Origin of the sequence: Rhodococcus sp. NPDC058532, assembly GCF_042719255.1 — a bacterium.
Lineage (GTDB): Bacteria > Actinomycetota > Actinomycetes > Mycobacteriales > Mycobacteriaceae > Rhodococcus_G.
The window spans coordinates 444,091-459,059 of sequence record NZ_JBHXNU010000001.1; the positions used below are offsets into that span (position 1 = coordinate 444,091).

Consider the following 14,969-nt stretch of genomic DNA (forward strand, 5'->3'; position numbering starts at 1 on the left):
CTACTTCGCCTTCGGCTTCGGCATGACGCGGCCCGCGACCTCCGCGACGATCCGTTGGTAGCTCGAGCCGACCAGGCGGACCCAGGCGTCGAGGAGCTTCGCATCGGCACCGATCAGGACCCGGGCCCTGCCCTTGCGGACCCCGTTGACGATGGTTGCCGCGGCGGACTCCGGCGTCGTGCGGGCCAGCTTCTTGTCGAAGAACTCGGAGAACGAGGCGAGGTCCTCGTCGGGGCCCGCGGTGGCGTTGCGCGCGATCGCGGTCTTGATGCCACCCGGATGGACGCAGGTGACCTTGACCGGATGCTTGGCGATCAGCATCTCCTGGCGCAGCGACTCGGTGAACCCGCGGACCGCGAACTTCGCCGCGTTGTATGCACTCTGGCCGGGCATCGACAGCAGGCCGAACAGGCTCGAGACGTTGACCACGTGCCCGTCCCCGGACGCGATCAGGTGCGGCAGGAACGCCTTGGTTCCGTTGACGACCCCCCAGAAGTCGACGTCCATGATCCGCTCGATGTCCTTGAACTCGGACCGCTCGAACGTCCCGTGATACGCGATGCCCGCGTTGTTGTACACCTGGTTGACGGTGCCGAAGTGGGCCGCGACGGCGTCCGCGTACTCGGCGACCGCTTCCCGCTGCGTGACATCGAGGTGGTCCGCCTTGACCTCGGCTCCCAGTCCCCGTGCCAGGTCGGCGGTCTCCGCCAACCCGACGCTGTTCTGGTCGGAGAGCGCCAGTTTCGCGCCCTGTCGTGCCAGGTTCAGCGCGAGTGCCCTGCCGATCCCGGATCCGGCACCGGTGATGACAACGACCTTGCCTGCGAATTCGCTCACTGAACCGTCACCTTCTCGTCGTTGCTGTCGGGGGTGGTCGCCTGCGCCGTCGGCAGGTCGGCGATGTTGACGCTGTCGTAGGCGTCGAGATCGAAATGCTTGGTCTGGTTGCGGAACTCGAAGGTGAAGCCGGGCCACAGGGTGGTGTTGTTGCCGTGCTTGTCGAGGTACCAGCTGGCGCACCCGCCGTTGTTCCACACGCTGTGGCTCAGCTTGCGCTGGACGTCGCGGTTGTAGTCGTCCTGCGCGTCCTTGCGTACCTCGACGGTGCCGATCTCGTTGCGCTCGATCACGTTGATCGCGTCGACGACGTAGTTCAGCTGCGACTCGATCATGTAGACCATCGAGGTGTGCCCGAGGCCGGTGTTGGGACCGACCAGGAAGAACATGTTGGGGTAGTTCGCGATGGCGGACCCCTTGTAGCCCTGCTGACCCTGCTCCTCGAACACCTCGGCAAGACTGCGGCCGTCGCGGCCGAAGATGCCGGCGAAGGTCGGCGAGTCGGTGACATGGAATCCGGTGGCGACCACGATCGCGTCCACGTCGCGGCGGCGTCCGGTGCTGTCGACGACGCCGGTCGCGGTGACCTCGGCGATGCCGTCGGTGACCAGCTCGGTGGTCGGCCGCGCCAGCGCGGGGTAGTAGTTGTTGGAGATCAGCATGCGCTTGCACCCGATCCGGAAGTTCGGGGTGACCTTCTTGCGCAGCACCGGATCCGCGATCTGCCTGCGCAGGTGGAGCTGCGCGGCGATCTGCAGCGGCCGCATGAAGGCTGGAGCCTTCGCGAGCCCGACCACCTGGGACTCGCGCATCAGGTAGATGCCGAGCCGGGACAGCTTCTGGAAACCGGGCAGGTACTTGAACGCGAGCTTCTCCACGCGGGTGTACTGACGGTCGGCGCGCGGCAGGATCCACGGAGCGGTGCGCTGATAGACGTCGAGTTGGGCGGTCCGCGCGGCCAGTTGGGGCACGATCTGGATCGCCGAGGCGCCGGTGCCGATCACGGCGACGCGCTTGCCGGTGAGGTCGACGTCGTGGTTCCACTGCGCGGAGTGGAAGATCTCGCCCTCGAAGCCCTCGATGCCCTTGATGTTCGGCAGGGACGGCTCGCAGAGCGCGCCGACCGCGGACACGACGATCTTCGCGACGAACGTCCCCTGCGAGGTCTCGACCACCCAGCGCGCGCGGTCGGCGTTCCAGTGCGCGGTCCGCACGTCGCAGTTGAAGACGTGCCGGTCGAGGACCCGGTACTTGCGGGACACGGCCTCGATGTAGCGCTGGATCTCGGGTTGGGTGGAGAACGAGCGCGTCCAGTCCGGGTTCAGCGCGAACGAGTAGGAGTACAGGTGGGAGGGCACGTCGCAGGCGGCGCCGGGGTAGGTGTTGTCCCGCCAGGTGCCGCCGACGTCGGAGCCTCGTTCGAGGACGAGGAAGTTGGTCTTTCCCTCCTGGCTCAGCTTCACGGCGGCGCCGAGCCCGGCGAATCCGCTGCCGATGATCAGCGTGTCGATCTCGCGCGCGGTGGCCCCGGACGGCACCGCAGTACCTGTAACTGGAAGACTCATGTAATGCAGGATATGGGGCTACTAACTCTCGGTCAATAGGTTGTTGACTTCGATTCAGTAAGGTGTGGGGTCATGGAGCCGGTCAAACGCACCCGGATGAGTCCGGACGAGCGGCGCGCGCAACTGATCGATCTCGGCGCCCGGATGCTCGCCGAACGGCCCCTCGAGCAGGTGTCCGTCGAGGACATCGCGGACCGGGCCGGGGTGTCGCGCGGGCTGCTGTTCCACTATTTCGCGTCCAAGCACGACTTTCATTTGGCGATCGTCCGGCACGCGGGCGCCGACATGCTCGCGCACACCGAGCCCGATCCGGCGCTCGACCCGATGGCGATGCTGCACGGCTCCGTCGCCGCGTATGTCGACTACGTGTCCGAGAACCGCAACACCTATGTGTCGCTGCTGCGCGGCAGCGCAAGCGGCGACCCGCAGATGCGCGACGAATTCGAACGCACCCGCGCGGCGATGGCCGACCGGATCGTGACGCAGCTGCCTCGGCTCGGCATCGAGCCGGACGCCCGCATCGCCCTCGCCGTTCGTGGGTGGATCGCCTTCGTGGAGGAGGCGGCCATCAGTTGGCTTCGCGAGCAACAGATCTCCCGCGACGAGCTGATCGCGCTGCTCGTCACCGCCCTGCCCGCCGTCGCCCTCGGCGCAGGCGCGGCCGCCCTCCTCGGAGGCTCCGCTCCGCGGCCGTGAGTGATCCGTACCCCAGTTGGGGTGAGAATCGCGCACGGGCGCGGAGCGCACGAAGCCGGGCCGAGCCCATCCCGGTGGATGAACTCGACCCGGCTTCGTGTCAGGACCGTCAGGCGATCACCGGCTCAGCGGAACGCCTCGTCGATGATCTCCTGCTGCTCGACGGCGTGCACCTTGCTCGAACCCGACGACGGGGCCGACATGGCGCGCCGCGAGATGCGCTTGATGCCCGCCAGCTTCTCCGGCAGCAGCTCCGGCAGCGCAAGGCCGAACAGCGGCCACGCGCCCTGGTTCGCCGGCTCCTCCTGGACCCAGCGGAACTCGGTGGCGTTCGGGTAGCGGTCCAGCGTTTCGCGCAGGCGGCGGCTCGGCAGCGGGTAGAGCTGCTCGATCCGGACGATCGCGACGTCCTCGCGGCCCTCCTTCTGCTTGCGCGCCAGCAGCTCCCAGTACAGCTTGCCGCTGACCAGCAGCACCCGGGTCACCTTGTCGCGGTTGCCGTCGCCGGTCTCGTAGCCGGGCTCCTCGAACACCGAGCGGAACTTGCCGGTGGTGAAGTCCTCGAGCTCGGAGACCGCGGCCTTGTTGCGGAGCATCGACTTCGGGGTGAACACCACCAGCGGGCGGCGGATGCCGTCGAGGTGGTGCCGCCGCAGCAGGTGGAAGTACGACGCGGGGGTGGACGGCACCGCGACCGTCATCGACCCCTCCGCGCACAGCTGCAGGAAGCGCTCGATCCGGCCGGAGGTGTGGTCCGGGCCCTGACCCTCGTGGCCGTGCGGCAGCAGCAGCACGACATCGGACAGCTGACCCCACTTGGCCTCACCGGACGAGATGAACTCGTCGATGATGGTCTGCGCGCCGTTGACGAAGTCGCCGAACTGCGCCTCCCACAGCACGAGGGCGTCGGGGTTGCCGACCGAGTAGCCGTACTCGAAGCCGAGGCCCGCGAACTCGGTCAACGCCGAGTCGTAGACCATGTACTTGCCGCCGTTGTCGGCGTCCGCGGCGATCCTGGCGATCGGGTTGTACTCGTCGCCGCTCTTCCGGTCGATCAGCACCGAATGCCGCTGCGTGAATGTGCCGCGGCGGGAGTCCTGTCCGGCCAACCGCACCAGGGCGCCCTGCTCGACCAGTGAACCGAACGCGAGCAGCTCCGCGAATGCCCAGTCGATCTTGCCCTCGCGGGACATCTCGTGCCGCTTCTCGATGACCGGCTTGACGCGCGGGTGCACGGTGAAGCCGTCGGGGACGTTGAGGAACGCGTCACCGATCCGGGCGAGGGTCGCCGCGTCGACCGAGGTCTGCAGGCGGGCGGGCGGGGTCTGGTCCAGCTCGACCGACTCCGACGGTTCCGGCTTGAACTTCTCCAGCTCGCGGACCTCGTTGAACACCCGCTCCAGCTGACCCTGGTAGTCGCGGAGGGCGTCCTCGGCCTCCTTCAGCGAGATGTCGCCGCGACCGATCAGGGCCTCGGTGTAGCTCTTGCGGACGGAGCGCTTGGTGTCGATCAGGTCGTACATCGCCGGCTGCGTCATCGACGGGTCGTCGCCCTCGTTGTGGCCGCGGCGGCGGTAGCAGATCATGTCGATGACGACGTCCTTCTGGAACTTCTCGCGGAAGTCCACGGCGAGCTGCGCCACCCAGACGCAGGCCTCCGGGTCGTCACCGTTCACGTGGAACACCGGGGCGGCGATCATCTTCGCCACATCCGTGCAGTACTCGGACGAACGCGAGTGCTCGGGCGCGGTGGTGAAGCCGACCTGGTTGTTGACGACGATGTGCACGGTGCCGCCGGTGCGGTAGCCGCGCAGCAGCGACAGGTTCAGCGTCTCCGCGACGACACCCTGACCGGCGAACGCGGCGTCGCCGTGCAGCATCAGCGGCAGGACGGTGAAGCCCTCCTGGCCCTTGTCGAGGATGTCCTGCTTGGCGCGGACCAGGCCCTCGAGCACCGGGTCGACGGCCTCGAGGTGCGACGGGTTCGCGGTGAGGGAGACCTTGATGTCGTTGTCGCCGAACATCTGGATGTACTGGCCCTCGGCGCCGAGGTGGTACTTCACGTCACCGGAGCCGTGCGCGGCCGCCGGGTTCATGTTGCCCTCGAACTCGGTGAAGATCTTCGAGTAGGGCTTGCCGACGATGTTCGCGAGCACGTTCAGGCGGCCGCGGTGCGGCATGCCGATGACAACCTCGTCGAGGCCGTGCTCGGCGGACTGGTCGATGACGGCGTCCATCATCGGGATGACCGACTCGGCACCCTCGAGGGAGAACCGCTTCTGCCCGACGTACTTGGTCTGCAGGAACGTCTCGAACGCCTCGGCGGCGTTGAGCTTGCTCAGGATGTACTTCTGCTGGGCGACGGTCGGCTTGTGGTGCGGGCCCTCGACCCGCTCCTGCAGCCACCGGGTCTGCTCGGGGTCGAGCATGTGGGTGTACTCGACGCCGATGTGCCTGCAGTACGCGTCCCGCAGGATGGACAGGACGTCGCGCAGCTTCATCCGGTCCTTGCCGTTGAAGCCGCCGACGGTGAACTCGCGGTCGAGGTCCCACAGCGTCAGGTCGTGGGTGGTGACGTCGAGGTCGGGGTGGCTGCGGAACTTGTCCTTCACGAACTGCAGCGGGTCGGTGTCGGCCATCAGGTGGCCGCGGTGCCGGTAGGCGGCGATCAGTTCAAGCACCCGGGTGCTCTTGTCGACGGCGCCCGCCGACACATCCTGACGCCAGCGGACCGGCTCGTACGGGATGTGCAGCGAGTGGAAGATCTCGTCGTAGAACTCGTCGCTGATCAGCAGGTTGTGGATCGTGCGCAGGAAGTCGCCGGACTCGGCGCCCTGGATGATCCGGTGATCGTAGGTGGAGGTCAGGGTCATCAGCTTGCCGACGCCCATCTCGGCGATCTTCTCGGCGCTCGAGCCCTGAAACTCGGCCGGGTACTCCATCGCGCCAGCACCGATGATCGCGCCCTGGCCCTGCATCAGGCGCGGCACCGAGTGCACGGTGCCGATGCCGCCCGGGTTGGTCAGCGAGATCGTCACGCCGGAGAAGTCCTCGGCGGTGAGCTTGCCGTCGCGGGCGCGGCGGACGATGTCCTCGTACGCGCTGTAGAACTGCACGAAGTTCATCGTGTCGGTGCCCTTGATGGCGGCGACGACGAGCGAACGGCTGCCGTCCTTGCCGGGCAGGTCGATCGCGAGGCCGAGGTTCGTGCTTGTCGGGGTGACGACGTTCGGCTTGCCGTCGACCTCGGCGAAGTGCCGGTTCATGTTCGGGAACGAGTTGACCGCCTGCACGATCGCGTAGCCGAGCAGGTGGGTGAACGACACCTTCCCGCCGCGGGTGCGGGCGAGATGGTTGTTGATCACGATCCGGTTGTCGAACATCAGCTTCGCGGGGATGGCGCGCACGCTGGTGGCGGTCGGGATCTGCAGCGAGGCGGACATGTTCCTGGCGACGGTGGCGGCGGCGCCGCGCAGGACCTTCGACTCGGGCGCGGCGGCCGGAGTCGCTGCGGCCGCCGGCTTCGGGGCGGGGGCGGGCTTCGGCTTCGGCGCGGGAGCAGCAGCGCTCGGGGCACTCGGTGCGGCCGGCTTCGGAGCGGCCGGCGCCGGAGCGGGCGGTGCCGGAGCGGGCGGGGGCGGGAGAGTGGCGGCGCCGTTGGTGGCGGTGCCGTTGGAGGAGGAGGGAGGAGTCGCGGCGGGAGTGGTCGCGGGGATCTGCCCGTTCGCACCCGGCGCGTCCGGCTTGTAGTCGGTGAGGAACTCGTGCCAGCTCGCGTCCACGGATGAGGGATCATCCTGGAAGCGCTGGTACATCTCGTCGACAAGCCACTGGTTCTGTCCGAATTGTGACGTAGAACTGCTGCTCACGGCAGGTGTTCGCCTCGTTTCTCTCTTGGTCCCCGAAATCGGCGCGTGTACATGGGAGGCTAGTCCCCTCTGGCGGCGAACGCGCACCGGGCGCGTGCCGAGTGAGCTGGGTCACGCGGCGGCGATCAGCTCTCTCAATCGAGGACAGTCTCGGCGGCCAGATTATTCCCCACCTGATGTCGGGCCGCATTCCACAGGTCCTCGTACGGTCCGCCCGCGTGCCGCAGCGTGGCGTGCTCACCGACCTCGACGACGCGGCCGCCGTCGATCACCACCACCAGATCGGCGCGCGCCGCGGTCGCAAGGCGGTGCGCGACGACGATCGAGGTGCGCTCCCGGGTCAGGCGTCCACTTGCCTCGAGAACGACGCGCTCGGTGGCGGGATCCAGTGTCGCGGTCGCCTCGTCCAGCAGCAGCAGGTCCGGGTCGACGAGTTCGGCCCGCGCCAGCGCGACGAGTTGACGCTGACCCGCGGACAGTCCCTGCCCCCGTTCCCCGATCGGGGTGTGCATGCCGTCGGGCAGTGCGGCGATCGTGTCGAGCGCGCCGACCGCGCGGGCGGCCGCGGTGATCTGCTCGCGGGTGGCCTCGGGCTTGCCGTACGCGATGTTCGAGGCGACGTCCCCGGAGAACAGGTGCGCCTCCTGGGGGACGACGCCGAGGCGGCCGCGGTACTCGTGCAGCGGGTAGCGGCGCAGGTCGACGCCGTCGACGCGGACCGTGCCGTCGGTCGGGTCGTAGAACCGGGCGAGCAGCTTGACCACCGTCGACTTGCCTGCGCCGGTGCGGCCGACGAGCGCGACGGTCGTGCCCGGCGCGAACCGCAACCTCACACCGTGCAGCGCGTCGGTGTCCGCACCTCGATACCGGAACGTCACAGTGTCGAAATCAACCGAACCCCCGAGGTGCCCCATGATCGGGGTCGATTCGGCCGCCGCCGCGGTTTCGATGGAGCTGGGGGTGCGCATCAGGTCACCGATCCGGCGCAGTCCGACCTGCGCCTGCTGGTACCCGTCGAAGACCTGGGACAGCTGCTGGATCGGGCCGAACAGCAGACCCAGGTACAGCACGAACGCGACGAGCACGCCGGACGTCGTCGCGCCGTCCGCGATCCGCATCGCCCCGATCAGCACGACCGCCGCCAGCGCCAGGTCGGCCAGCAGGGTGATCAGGGGGAAGTACACGGAGAGCGCCGTCTGCGACCGCATCCGCGCCCGCCGGTAGCTGTCCGCGCGTTCGGCGAAGCGGCGCGCCGCGACGTCCTCCCGCCGGTACGCCTGCGCGGCGCGCAGCCCGGTCACGTTCTCCTGGAAGTCCGCGTTGACCAGTGAGATCCGCTCCCGGGACACCGTGTACGCCGCCGACGACACCCTCCGGAAGACCAGCGTGGCGACCAGGAGCGGTGGGACGGCGGCGAGCGCGACCAGCGCCAGCGTCGGGTCCGTGACCAGGAGCGCCACCGAGATGCCGACCACGGTGAGCACGCTGACCACCGCGGTGGACAGGCCGGTCTGGAGGAACGACGAGAGCGCGTCGACGTCGGTGGTCATCCGCGTCATGATCCGGCCGGACAGTTCCCGCTCGTAGTAGTCGAGCCCGAGCCGCTGCAGGTGGGCGTAGCTGCGGACCCGAAGGCCGTAGAGCACCTTCTCGCCCGCCCGCGCGGTGATCACGGTCATCACGGCGACGACCGCCCAGTCGGCGGCGACCAGCGCGACCCCGGCCGCGGTCGCCCACCACAGTGCGGACGGGCTGTCGGGGGTGACGCCGTGGTCGATCGCGAACCGCACCACCGACGGGAGCAGGACACCGACCAGCGAGTCGGCGGCCAGGCACAGCACCACCGCGGCGAGGATCCAGCGCACCGGCCGCAGGAGGGTCGCCAGCCGGAAGCCGGGATCGGGTCGGCGCAGGTCCTCGTCGTCGGCGCCGGGGGAGTCGGTGGCTGGCGGCAGCGCGGCGACCGCCGCCAGCAGTGCCGGGGTGGCCGCCATCTCGCCCATCGCCCCGGCCATCGGGCCCCCGCCGGGTCCGCCTGCCGTCGCCCGGGCGGCGTCGGGGGCCGCGGCATCGGACGCCGACCCGGAAACCGCCTCGGGCCACAGCCGATCGTCCGCCGGCTCCGCAGCCGGGCCGGGGGTGTCGATGTCGGCCGGGTCGGGCTCGCCGTCGGGGTCGGCGAGCAGGTCCCGGAACAGCGGGCAGCGGGCGTCGAGGTCGGCGACGGTGCCGTGGTCGATGATCCGGCCGCCGTCGAGGACGGCCACCCGGTCGGCGAGGGACAGCGTCGACCGCCGGTGCGCGAGGATCAGGGTGGTGCGGTCCGTGCGTTCCCGGAGGGCGTCGAAGATCGTCGCCTCCGTCGCCGCGTCGACCGCGGACGTGGCGTCGTCGAGAATCAGCAGGCGCGGATCCACCAGCAACGCCCTGGCCAGCGCGACCCGCTGACGTTGCCCACCGGACAGCGTCAACCCGCGTTCACCGACGACGGTGTCGTAGCCGTCGGTGAGTGCCTCGATGAACTCGTCGGCCCTGGCCATCGTCGCCGCGGCACGGATCTCCTCGGCGCTCGCCTCGGGGCGCCCGAGCGCGATGTTCGCGGAGATGGTGTCCGAGAACAGGAACGGCTCGTCGAACACCAACCCGACGGCCTCGCGGAGCTGGTCTGCCCGCAGCGCCGACAGGTCGTAGCGGTGACCGTCGACGGTCAGCGCGACGGAGCCTGCCTCGGGGGCGTAGAACCGGGGCAGCAGCAGCGACAGTGCCGTCTTCCCGGATCCGGCGCGGCCGACGACGGCGACCGTCTCGCCGGGCGCGATGTCGAGGTCGAGCCCGGCGAGCACCGGCCGATCCCGGTCGAACCCGAAGTCGACACCGCGCAGCCGGACCCCGAGCGGACCGGCGGGCAGCTGGATCGGGTGGGGCGGGTCCGCGACGTCGGGTTCGGTGTCGATCACCTCGTAGACGCGTTCGACGGCGGCCCGGGTCATCTGCGCCATGATCACCACCGACGACAGCAGCCGGGTCACATTGGACATGGTCGCGACGTAGGTCGCGAACGCGAGGAAGGTGCCGATCGTGATCGTGCCGTTCATCGCGAGGACGCCGCCGAGGGCGATCACCCCGACCAGGCCCAGCTGGGGCAGCGCCGCCATCGTCGGGGTGAACCGGGCGTTGACGCGGGCGGCGCGCAGCCGTTCGGCGAACAGGGTGCGCCCCAACTCCTCAAGCCTGCCGACCGCCCGGGCTTCCTGACCGAAGCCCTTCACGACGCGGACCCCGGTGACGGTTTCCTCGACGTGCTGCGCCAGGTCCGCCGCCCGCTGCTGCGCCGACCAGGTGGCCGCGAACAGCGTCGGCCGGACGCGGCGCACCACCACCGTCACCGCGGGGACGACCAGCAGCGCGACGACGGTGAGCAGCGGCGACAGCCAGGCCATCACGACGATCGCGAGCAGGAACTGCAGCAGCGCACCCGCGGACAGCGGCACCATCGCCAGCAGGCCCTGCACCAGCTGCAGGTCGGTGATGGACCGGGACACGACCTGCCCGGTGCGCAGCTGGTCCTGTCCGACCCCGTCGAGTCGCTGCAGCGAGCCGAGCAGCCCGAGGCGCAGGTCGTGCTGGACGTCGAGGGACAGCCTGCCCGCCAGCATCCGGCGGGCGAACTGGCAGCCGAAGCGGACCACGCCGAGCGCCGCGATCGCGGCCGCGACCACGACGATCACGTCGGTGGCGCCGGTCGCCGCATCGTCGACCGCGATGCGGGTCAGCAGTGGGAAGGTGATGTCGATGACCGCGGCGATCATCGTGACCGCCAGCGCACCGACGGTCAGGCCGCGATGCCGCCAGCATTCGGCGGTCAGTCGTCGAATCCAGCCGGTGCGGGTCACGTGATGTCCCGGCTGCGGGTGGACCACCAGCCGAGGGCAACGGCGACGGCCGTCCACACGAGCAGCATGCTCGCGGCACCGGGCCACGGCGCGAACCCGGCGAGGACCGTGCCCTCCGCCGCCGGGGTGACGACCGTCGACCAGGTGACCGCGCCGGGCAGCCACCTGCCGATGCCGCCGGCTCCGACACCCGACAGGACCGCGGCGGTGACCAGTTCGCCGACCGGATACCAGGCGAGGAGGGTGATTGCGGCGGCCGTGGGGGAGGCGAACAGCAGCCCAAGGCCCGCGCCGATCAGCGACCATGCCACGGTCGCCACCGCGCCCGCGGCGACCATCGCGAGGATCGCCGGGGTCACCGCGAACCGATCTCCCCCGAAAACCGCCATGCACGCGACGGCAACCAGTTCCACCGCGACCGCGTAGCCGAGCCCGACGAGCGCGGTCACCGCCAGCTTCGCGGCGAGCACCCGGTCCCGGCCGCGGGTGGTGACGAACGTCGGGGTCAGGGTCCGGTGCCGGAACTCGGTGCCGGCATTGACCGCCCCGAAGATCCCGGCGAACAGCACCGCCCACGCGATCGCGACGACCAGCCCGACGGAGACCGCGCCCGTGGACAGGTCGGAATCGAAGGAGGAGGCGAGGCCGTCCGCCATCGCCGCGTAGATGGACGCGGCGAAGAGGGCGACCACGACCGGGGCGATCGCGAGTGCCCACCAGAACCGCAGCGTCAGCACCTTGCGGAGTTCGGCGGTGACCAGCGCGCTCATCGTTGGCCCTCCCATGGCATCGGGTACGGGCCGGGTTGCGGTGCCGCGGCAGGTCCGGCGCCGGGCGCGGCGAACCGCCCGGACGTCATCGACAGGAACACCTGCTCGAGGTCGACCCGCTCGGTCGCGATGCCGAAGATCCGGACCCCGGCAGCCGCCGCTGCCGCCGCGATCGCCGGTTCGTCGGCGCCGCGGACCGCGAGCCTGCCGTCCGGCATCACCTGCGCATCGGTGACGCCCCGGGCCCCGAGCGCGAGGGCGAGCGTCGCTGGATCGGAGGCGGCGACGAGCACGCGGGCGCTGTGCGCGGCCCGCAACTCGTCCACCCCGCCCTGGTACACGAGGCTGCCGCGGTCAACGATCACCAGCCGGTCCACGGTCTGTTCCAGCTCCCCGAGCAGGTGACTCGACATCAGCACCGTCCGCCCGGTCGCGGCGAACGCGCGGAGGAACTGCCGCAGCCAGGCGATGCCCTCGGGGTCGAGCCCGTTCGCCGGTTCGTCGAGGACGAGGATCTGCGGGTCCCCGAGCAGGGCGGTTGCCAGCGCGAGCCGCTGACGCATGCCGAGCGAATAGGCGTCCACCTTCTGCCGGGCGGCAGGCCCGAGTCCGACGGTGGTCAGCACCTCGCCGGCGCGATCGTCGGGAACCCCGATCGCGGCCGCGTAGACGAGTAGGTGCGCGAGGCCGGAGCGCGCGGGATGCATGCTCTGCGAGTCGAGCAGCACCCCGACGGTGCGAGCCGGGTGCGGCAGCTCAGTGAACGGGAGCCCGGCCACCGTCGCGTACCCGGACGTCGGGGCGACGAGCCCGAGCAGCATCCGCAGGGTGGTCGTCTTCCCGGCACCGTTCGGGCCGACGAAGCCGGTGATCGAGCCGACGGGCACCGTGAAGCTCAGGTTCGACACGGCAACGGAGGCCCCGAACGTCTTCGTCAGCCCGACGACGTCGACGGCAGGGACACCAGGACTCATGACGTGAACCCTAGGCGACGTCCGGGGGCGCTGCGCCGCGTCGTAGCGTGTTCCGGGTGAGTTGCTCGGGTACCGATGATCGGTTCGTGGTGGTCCGGGCGTTCCTCGCCCTCTCGGTGGCGATGGGGCTCGGTCGGTTCGCGTTCACCCCGATCCTCCCGCTGATGCTGGACGGGACCGGTCTCGGGCCGGAGGCGGCCGCGACGCTCGCGACCGCGAACTACCTCGGGTACCTGGCCGGCGCGGTCGCCGCGATCGCGGTGCACCGGATCGCGCAGAGCCAGCTGTCGCTGCGGGTGTCGCTGGTGTCGCTGATCGTCACGATCGCGGCGATGGCGGTGACCGAGTCCGAGCTCGCGTGGCTGGTGCTGCGCTTCGTCGCCGGCGCGGCGAGCGCGGCGGTGTTCGTGTTCACCGCCCGGGTCGCGCACCAACGGGTCCGGGCGGGCGGTGACGGTGTCGGCTGGGTGTTCGGTGGGGTCGGCGGCGGGATCGTGCTGTCGGCGGTCGCGATCCTCGCACTGGGGCGGGAGGCGGACTGGCGGGTGGCGTGGCTGGTGTGCGCGGGGTTGGCCGCGGTGCTCGCGGTCGCGGCGTGGTCGCTGCCCGGCGAACCGCGGGTGGCCGCCCGCGATGCGGCGCCCGCCGTTCCCGCTGCCCGGCCCGGCCGCGGCTTCGGGTGGCTGACGGCGGCCTACTTCTGTGAGGGACTGGGCTACATCATCTCCGCGACGTTCCTCGTCGCCGCGGTGGCGTCGACCGGGCAGGCGCACTGGCTGGGGTCGGCGGTATGGATCGCGGTCGGTGCGGCGGTGATCCCGTCCTGCGTGGTGTGGAACCGGCTCGCGCGCAGACGGTCGCCCGCGGTGACGACGACGGCCGCGCTGGTCGTGCAGGCCGTCGCGGTTGCGGTGTCCGCCGCGACCGGGTCGCCCGCGGTGCAACTCGTCGCTGCCCTGTGTTTCGGCGGCACGATGATCGCGATCGTGATGCTCGCGTTGGGGGAGGGGGCGCGGCTGGCCGGGCCGCGGGCGGCGGCGATCCTGACGTCGGTGTACGGGCTCGGGCAGGTGATCGGGCCGGTGGCCGTCGCACCCCTGCTTGGCGGCGGCTACTCCGCTGCCCTCGCGGTGGCGGCGGCGGTTCTCGCGGTGGGAGCGCTGTGCATGGTGCCGGTGCTGCGCGCGGAACGGGCGCGGTGACGCCCCGGCCGGACAAGTTTCGCCCAACCCCTGGCTTTTGACTGCAACTACCGGTTACAGTTACCCGTGTGTTGCGGGCCACCCGGCCTGTCAACGCTGACTCGCCACAGCTGCTGTTCACCACACACGGGAGACGTGATGACACTGTCGACGACACGGGACGACCAGGCCGCCGCGGCCGCCGACGACTACGACGACGTCCTGCGGCAGCTGTCCGAGGCGTCGGTGCACAAGCACTTTGACCCGTACGTCGACATCGATTGGGACTCCCCGGAGTTCGCCGTCGTCCCCGACGACGACCGCTGGATCCTCAACCCGGAGGATGACCCGCTCGGCGCGCACCCCTGGTACCAGGCGCAGTCGCGGGAGAAGCAGATCGAGATCGGGATGTGGCGCCAGGCCAACGTCGCGAAGGTCGGCCTGCAGTTCGAGAACATCCTGATCCGCGGCATGATGCAGTACGTCTTCTACCTGCCCAACGGGTCCGCCGAGTACCGGTACTGCACCCACGAGTGCATCGAGGAGGGCCACCACACCCTGATGTTTCAGGAGATGGTGAACCGGATCGGTGCCGACGCCCCGGGCATGGGCCCGGTGCTGCGCACCCTCTCCGCCTTCATCCCGCTCGCCGCGACCCCGCTGCCGGAACTCTTCTTCGTCGGCGTGCTCGCGGGTGAGGAGCCGATCGACCACCTGCAGAAGTCGTTCCTGCGCGGCGACAGCCCGATGCACCCGATCATGAAGTCCGTGATGGCAATCCACGTCGCCGAGGAGGCGCGGCACATCTCGTTCGCGCACCGGTTCCTGCGCCGCCGGGTGCCGATGATGTCCCGGGCGGGCCGGTTCGCGCTCTCGATCGCCACGCCGATCACAATGCGCATCCTGTGCGACGCGATCGTGATCCCGCCGAAGTCGTTCTGGCGGCGGTTCGACATCCCCAAGTCGGTGCGCAAGGAGCTGTTCTGGGACAGCCCGCAGTCGCAGCAGGCGCTGCGGAACTACTTCGGCGACGTGCGGATGCTCGCCAGCGACGCTGGCCTGATGAACCGGGTGTCGAAGCGGGTGTGGAAGGCCTGCAAGATGGACGGCGACGCATCCCGGTACCGCAGCGAACCGCACCGCCGCGCCGCCTGAGGCCCGCCGCACCACAGCAGATCGGATCG

General features: G+C 70.1%; 9 protein-coding genes. 3 read left to right on the plus strand and 6 right to left on the minus strand.

What is annotated here, in order from left to right; translation table 11 throughout:
* Both ACFWQG_RS01980 and ACFWQG_RS01985 read right to left on the minus strand, forming a co-directional pair.
* Positions 1–837: an SDR family NAD(P)-dependent oxidoreductase gene (locus ACFWQG_RS01980; RefSeq protein WP_378505876.1), complete on the minus strand. Its 837-nt coding sequence runs from the start codon at positions 835–837 to the stop codon at positions 1–3.
* A complete protein-coding gene (locus tag ACFWQG_RS01985; protein WP_378505877.1) occupies positions 834–2,402 on the minus strand; it encodes a flavin-containing monooxygenase in 1,569 nt (522 codons plus the stop codon). Before ACFWQG_RS01985 ends, ACFWQG_RS01980 begins: the two co-directional genes overlap by 4 nt.
* Positions 2,403–2,474: 72 nt before the next feature.
* Between ACFWQG_RS01985 and ACFWQG_RS01990 the strand changes: the two genes are divergently transcribed.
* The gene (locus ACFWQG_RS01990) at positions 2,475–3,098 is read left to right on the plus strand and encodes a TetR/AcrR family transcriptional regulator (protein ID WP_378505878.1); all 624 of its coding nucleotides are present in this window, start codon (positions 2,475–2,477) and stop codon (positions 3,096–3,098) included.
* Positions 3,099–3,223: 125 nt separating this feature from the next.
* On the opposite strand, the gene ACFWQG_RS01995 is transcribed toward ACFWQG_RS01990, so the two are convergent.
* The 4 genes from ACFWQG_RS01995 to ACFWQG_RS02010 form a co-directional block, all read right to left on the minus strand.
* The gene (locus ACFWQG_RS01995; RefSeq protein WP_378505879.1) at positions 3,224–6,967 is read right to left on the minus strand and encodes a multifunctional oxoglutarate decarboxylase/oxoglutarate dehydrogenase thiamine pyrophosphate-binding subunit/dihydrolipoyllysine-residue succinyltransferase subunit; all 3,744 of its coding nucleotides are present in this window, start codon (positions 6,965–6,967) and stop codon (positions 3,224–3,226) included.
* Between the two features lie 134 nt (positions 6,968–7,101).
* Complete coding sequence (locus tag ACFWQG_RS02000) at positions 7,102–10,860, minus strand: ABC transporter ATP-binding protein (protein WP_378505880.1); 3,759 nt, start codon at positions 10,858–10,860, stop codon at positions 7,102–7,104.
* Positions 10,857–11,630 (minus strand): hypothetical protein, encoded by a 774-nt coding sequence (locus tag ACFWQG_RS02005; RefSeq protein ID WP_378505881.1) that lies wholly within the window; start codon positions 11,628–11,630, stop codon positions 10,857–10,859. The genes ACFWQG_RS02000 and ACFWQG_RS02005 overlap by 4 nt, the downstream gene beginning before the upstream one ends.
* Complete coding sequence (locus ACFWQG_RS02010; protein ID WP_378505882.1) at positions 11,627–12,604, minus strand: ABC transporter ATP-binding protein; 978 nt, start codon at positions 12,602–12,604, stop codon at positions 11,627–11,629. Before ACFWQG_RS02010 ends, ACFWQG_RS02005 begins: the two co-directional genes overlap by 4 nt.
* 56 nt (positions 12,605–12,660) lie before the next feature.
* Between ACFWQG_RS02010 and ACFWQG_RS02015 the strand changes: the two genes are divergently transcribed.
* Together ACFWQG_RS02015 and ACFWQG_RS02020 are read left to right on the plus strand one after the other, a co-directional pair.
* Positions 12,661–13,806, plus strand: a complete 1,146-nt coding sequence (locus ACFWQG_RS02015) for a YbfB/YjiJ family MFS transporter (RefSeq protein ID WP_378505883.1) — start codon at positions 12,661–12,663, stop codon at positions 13,804–13,806.
* A gap of 138 nt (positions 13,807–13,944) precedes the next feature.
* Positions 13,945–14,940: a diiron oxygenase gene (locus tag ACFWQG_RS02020; protein WP_378505884.1), complete on the plus strand. Its 996-nt coding sequence runs from the start codon at positions 13,945–13,947 to the stop codon at positions 14,938–14,940.
* Positions 14,941–14,969: the final 29 nt, after the last annotated feature.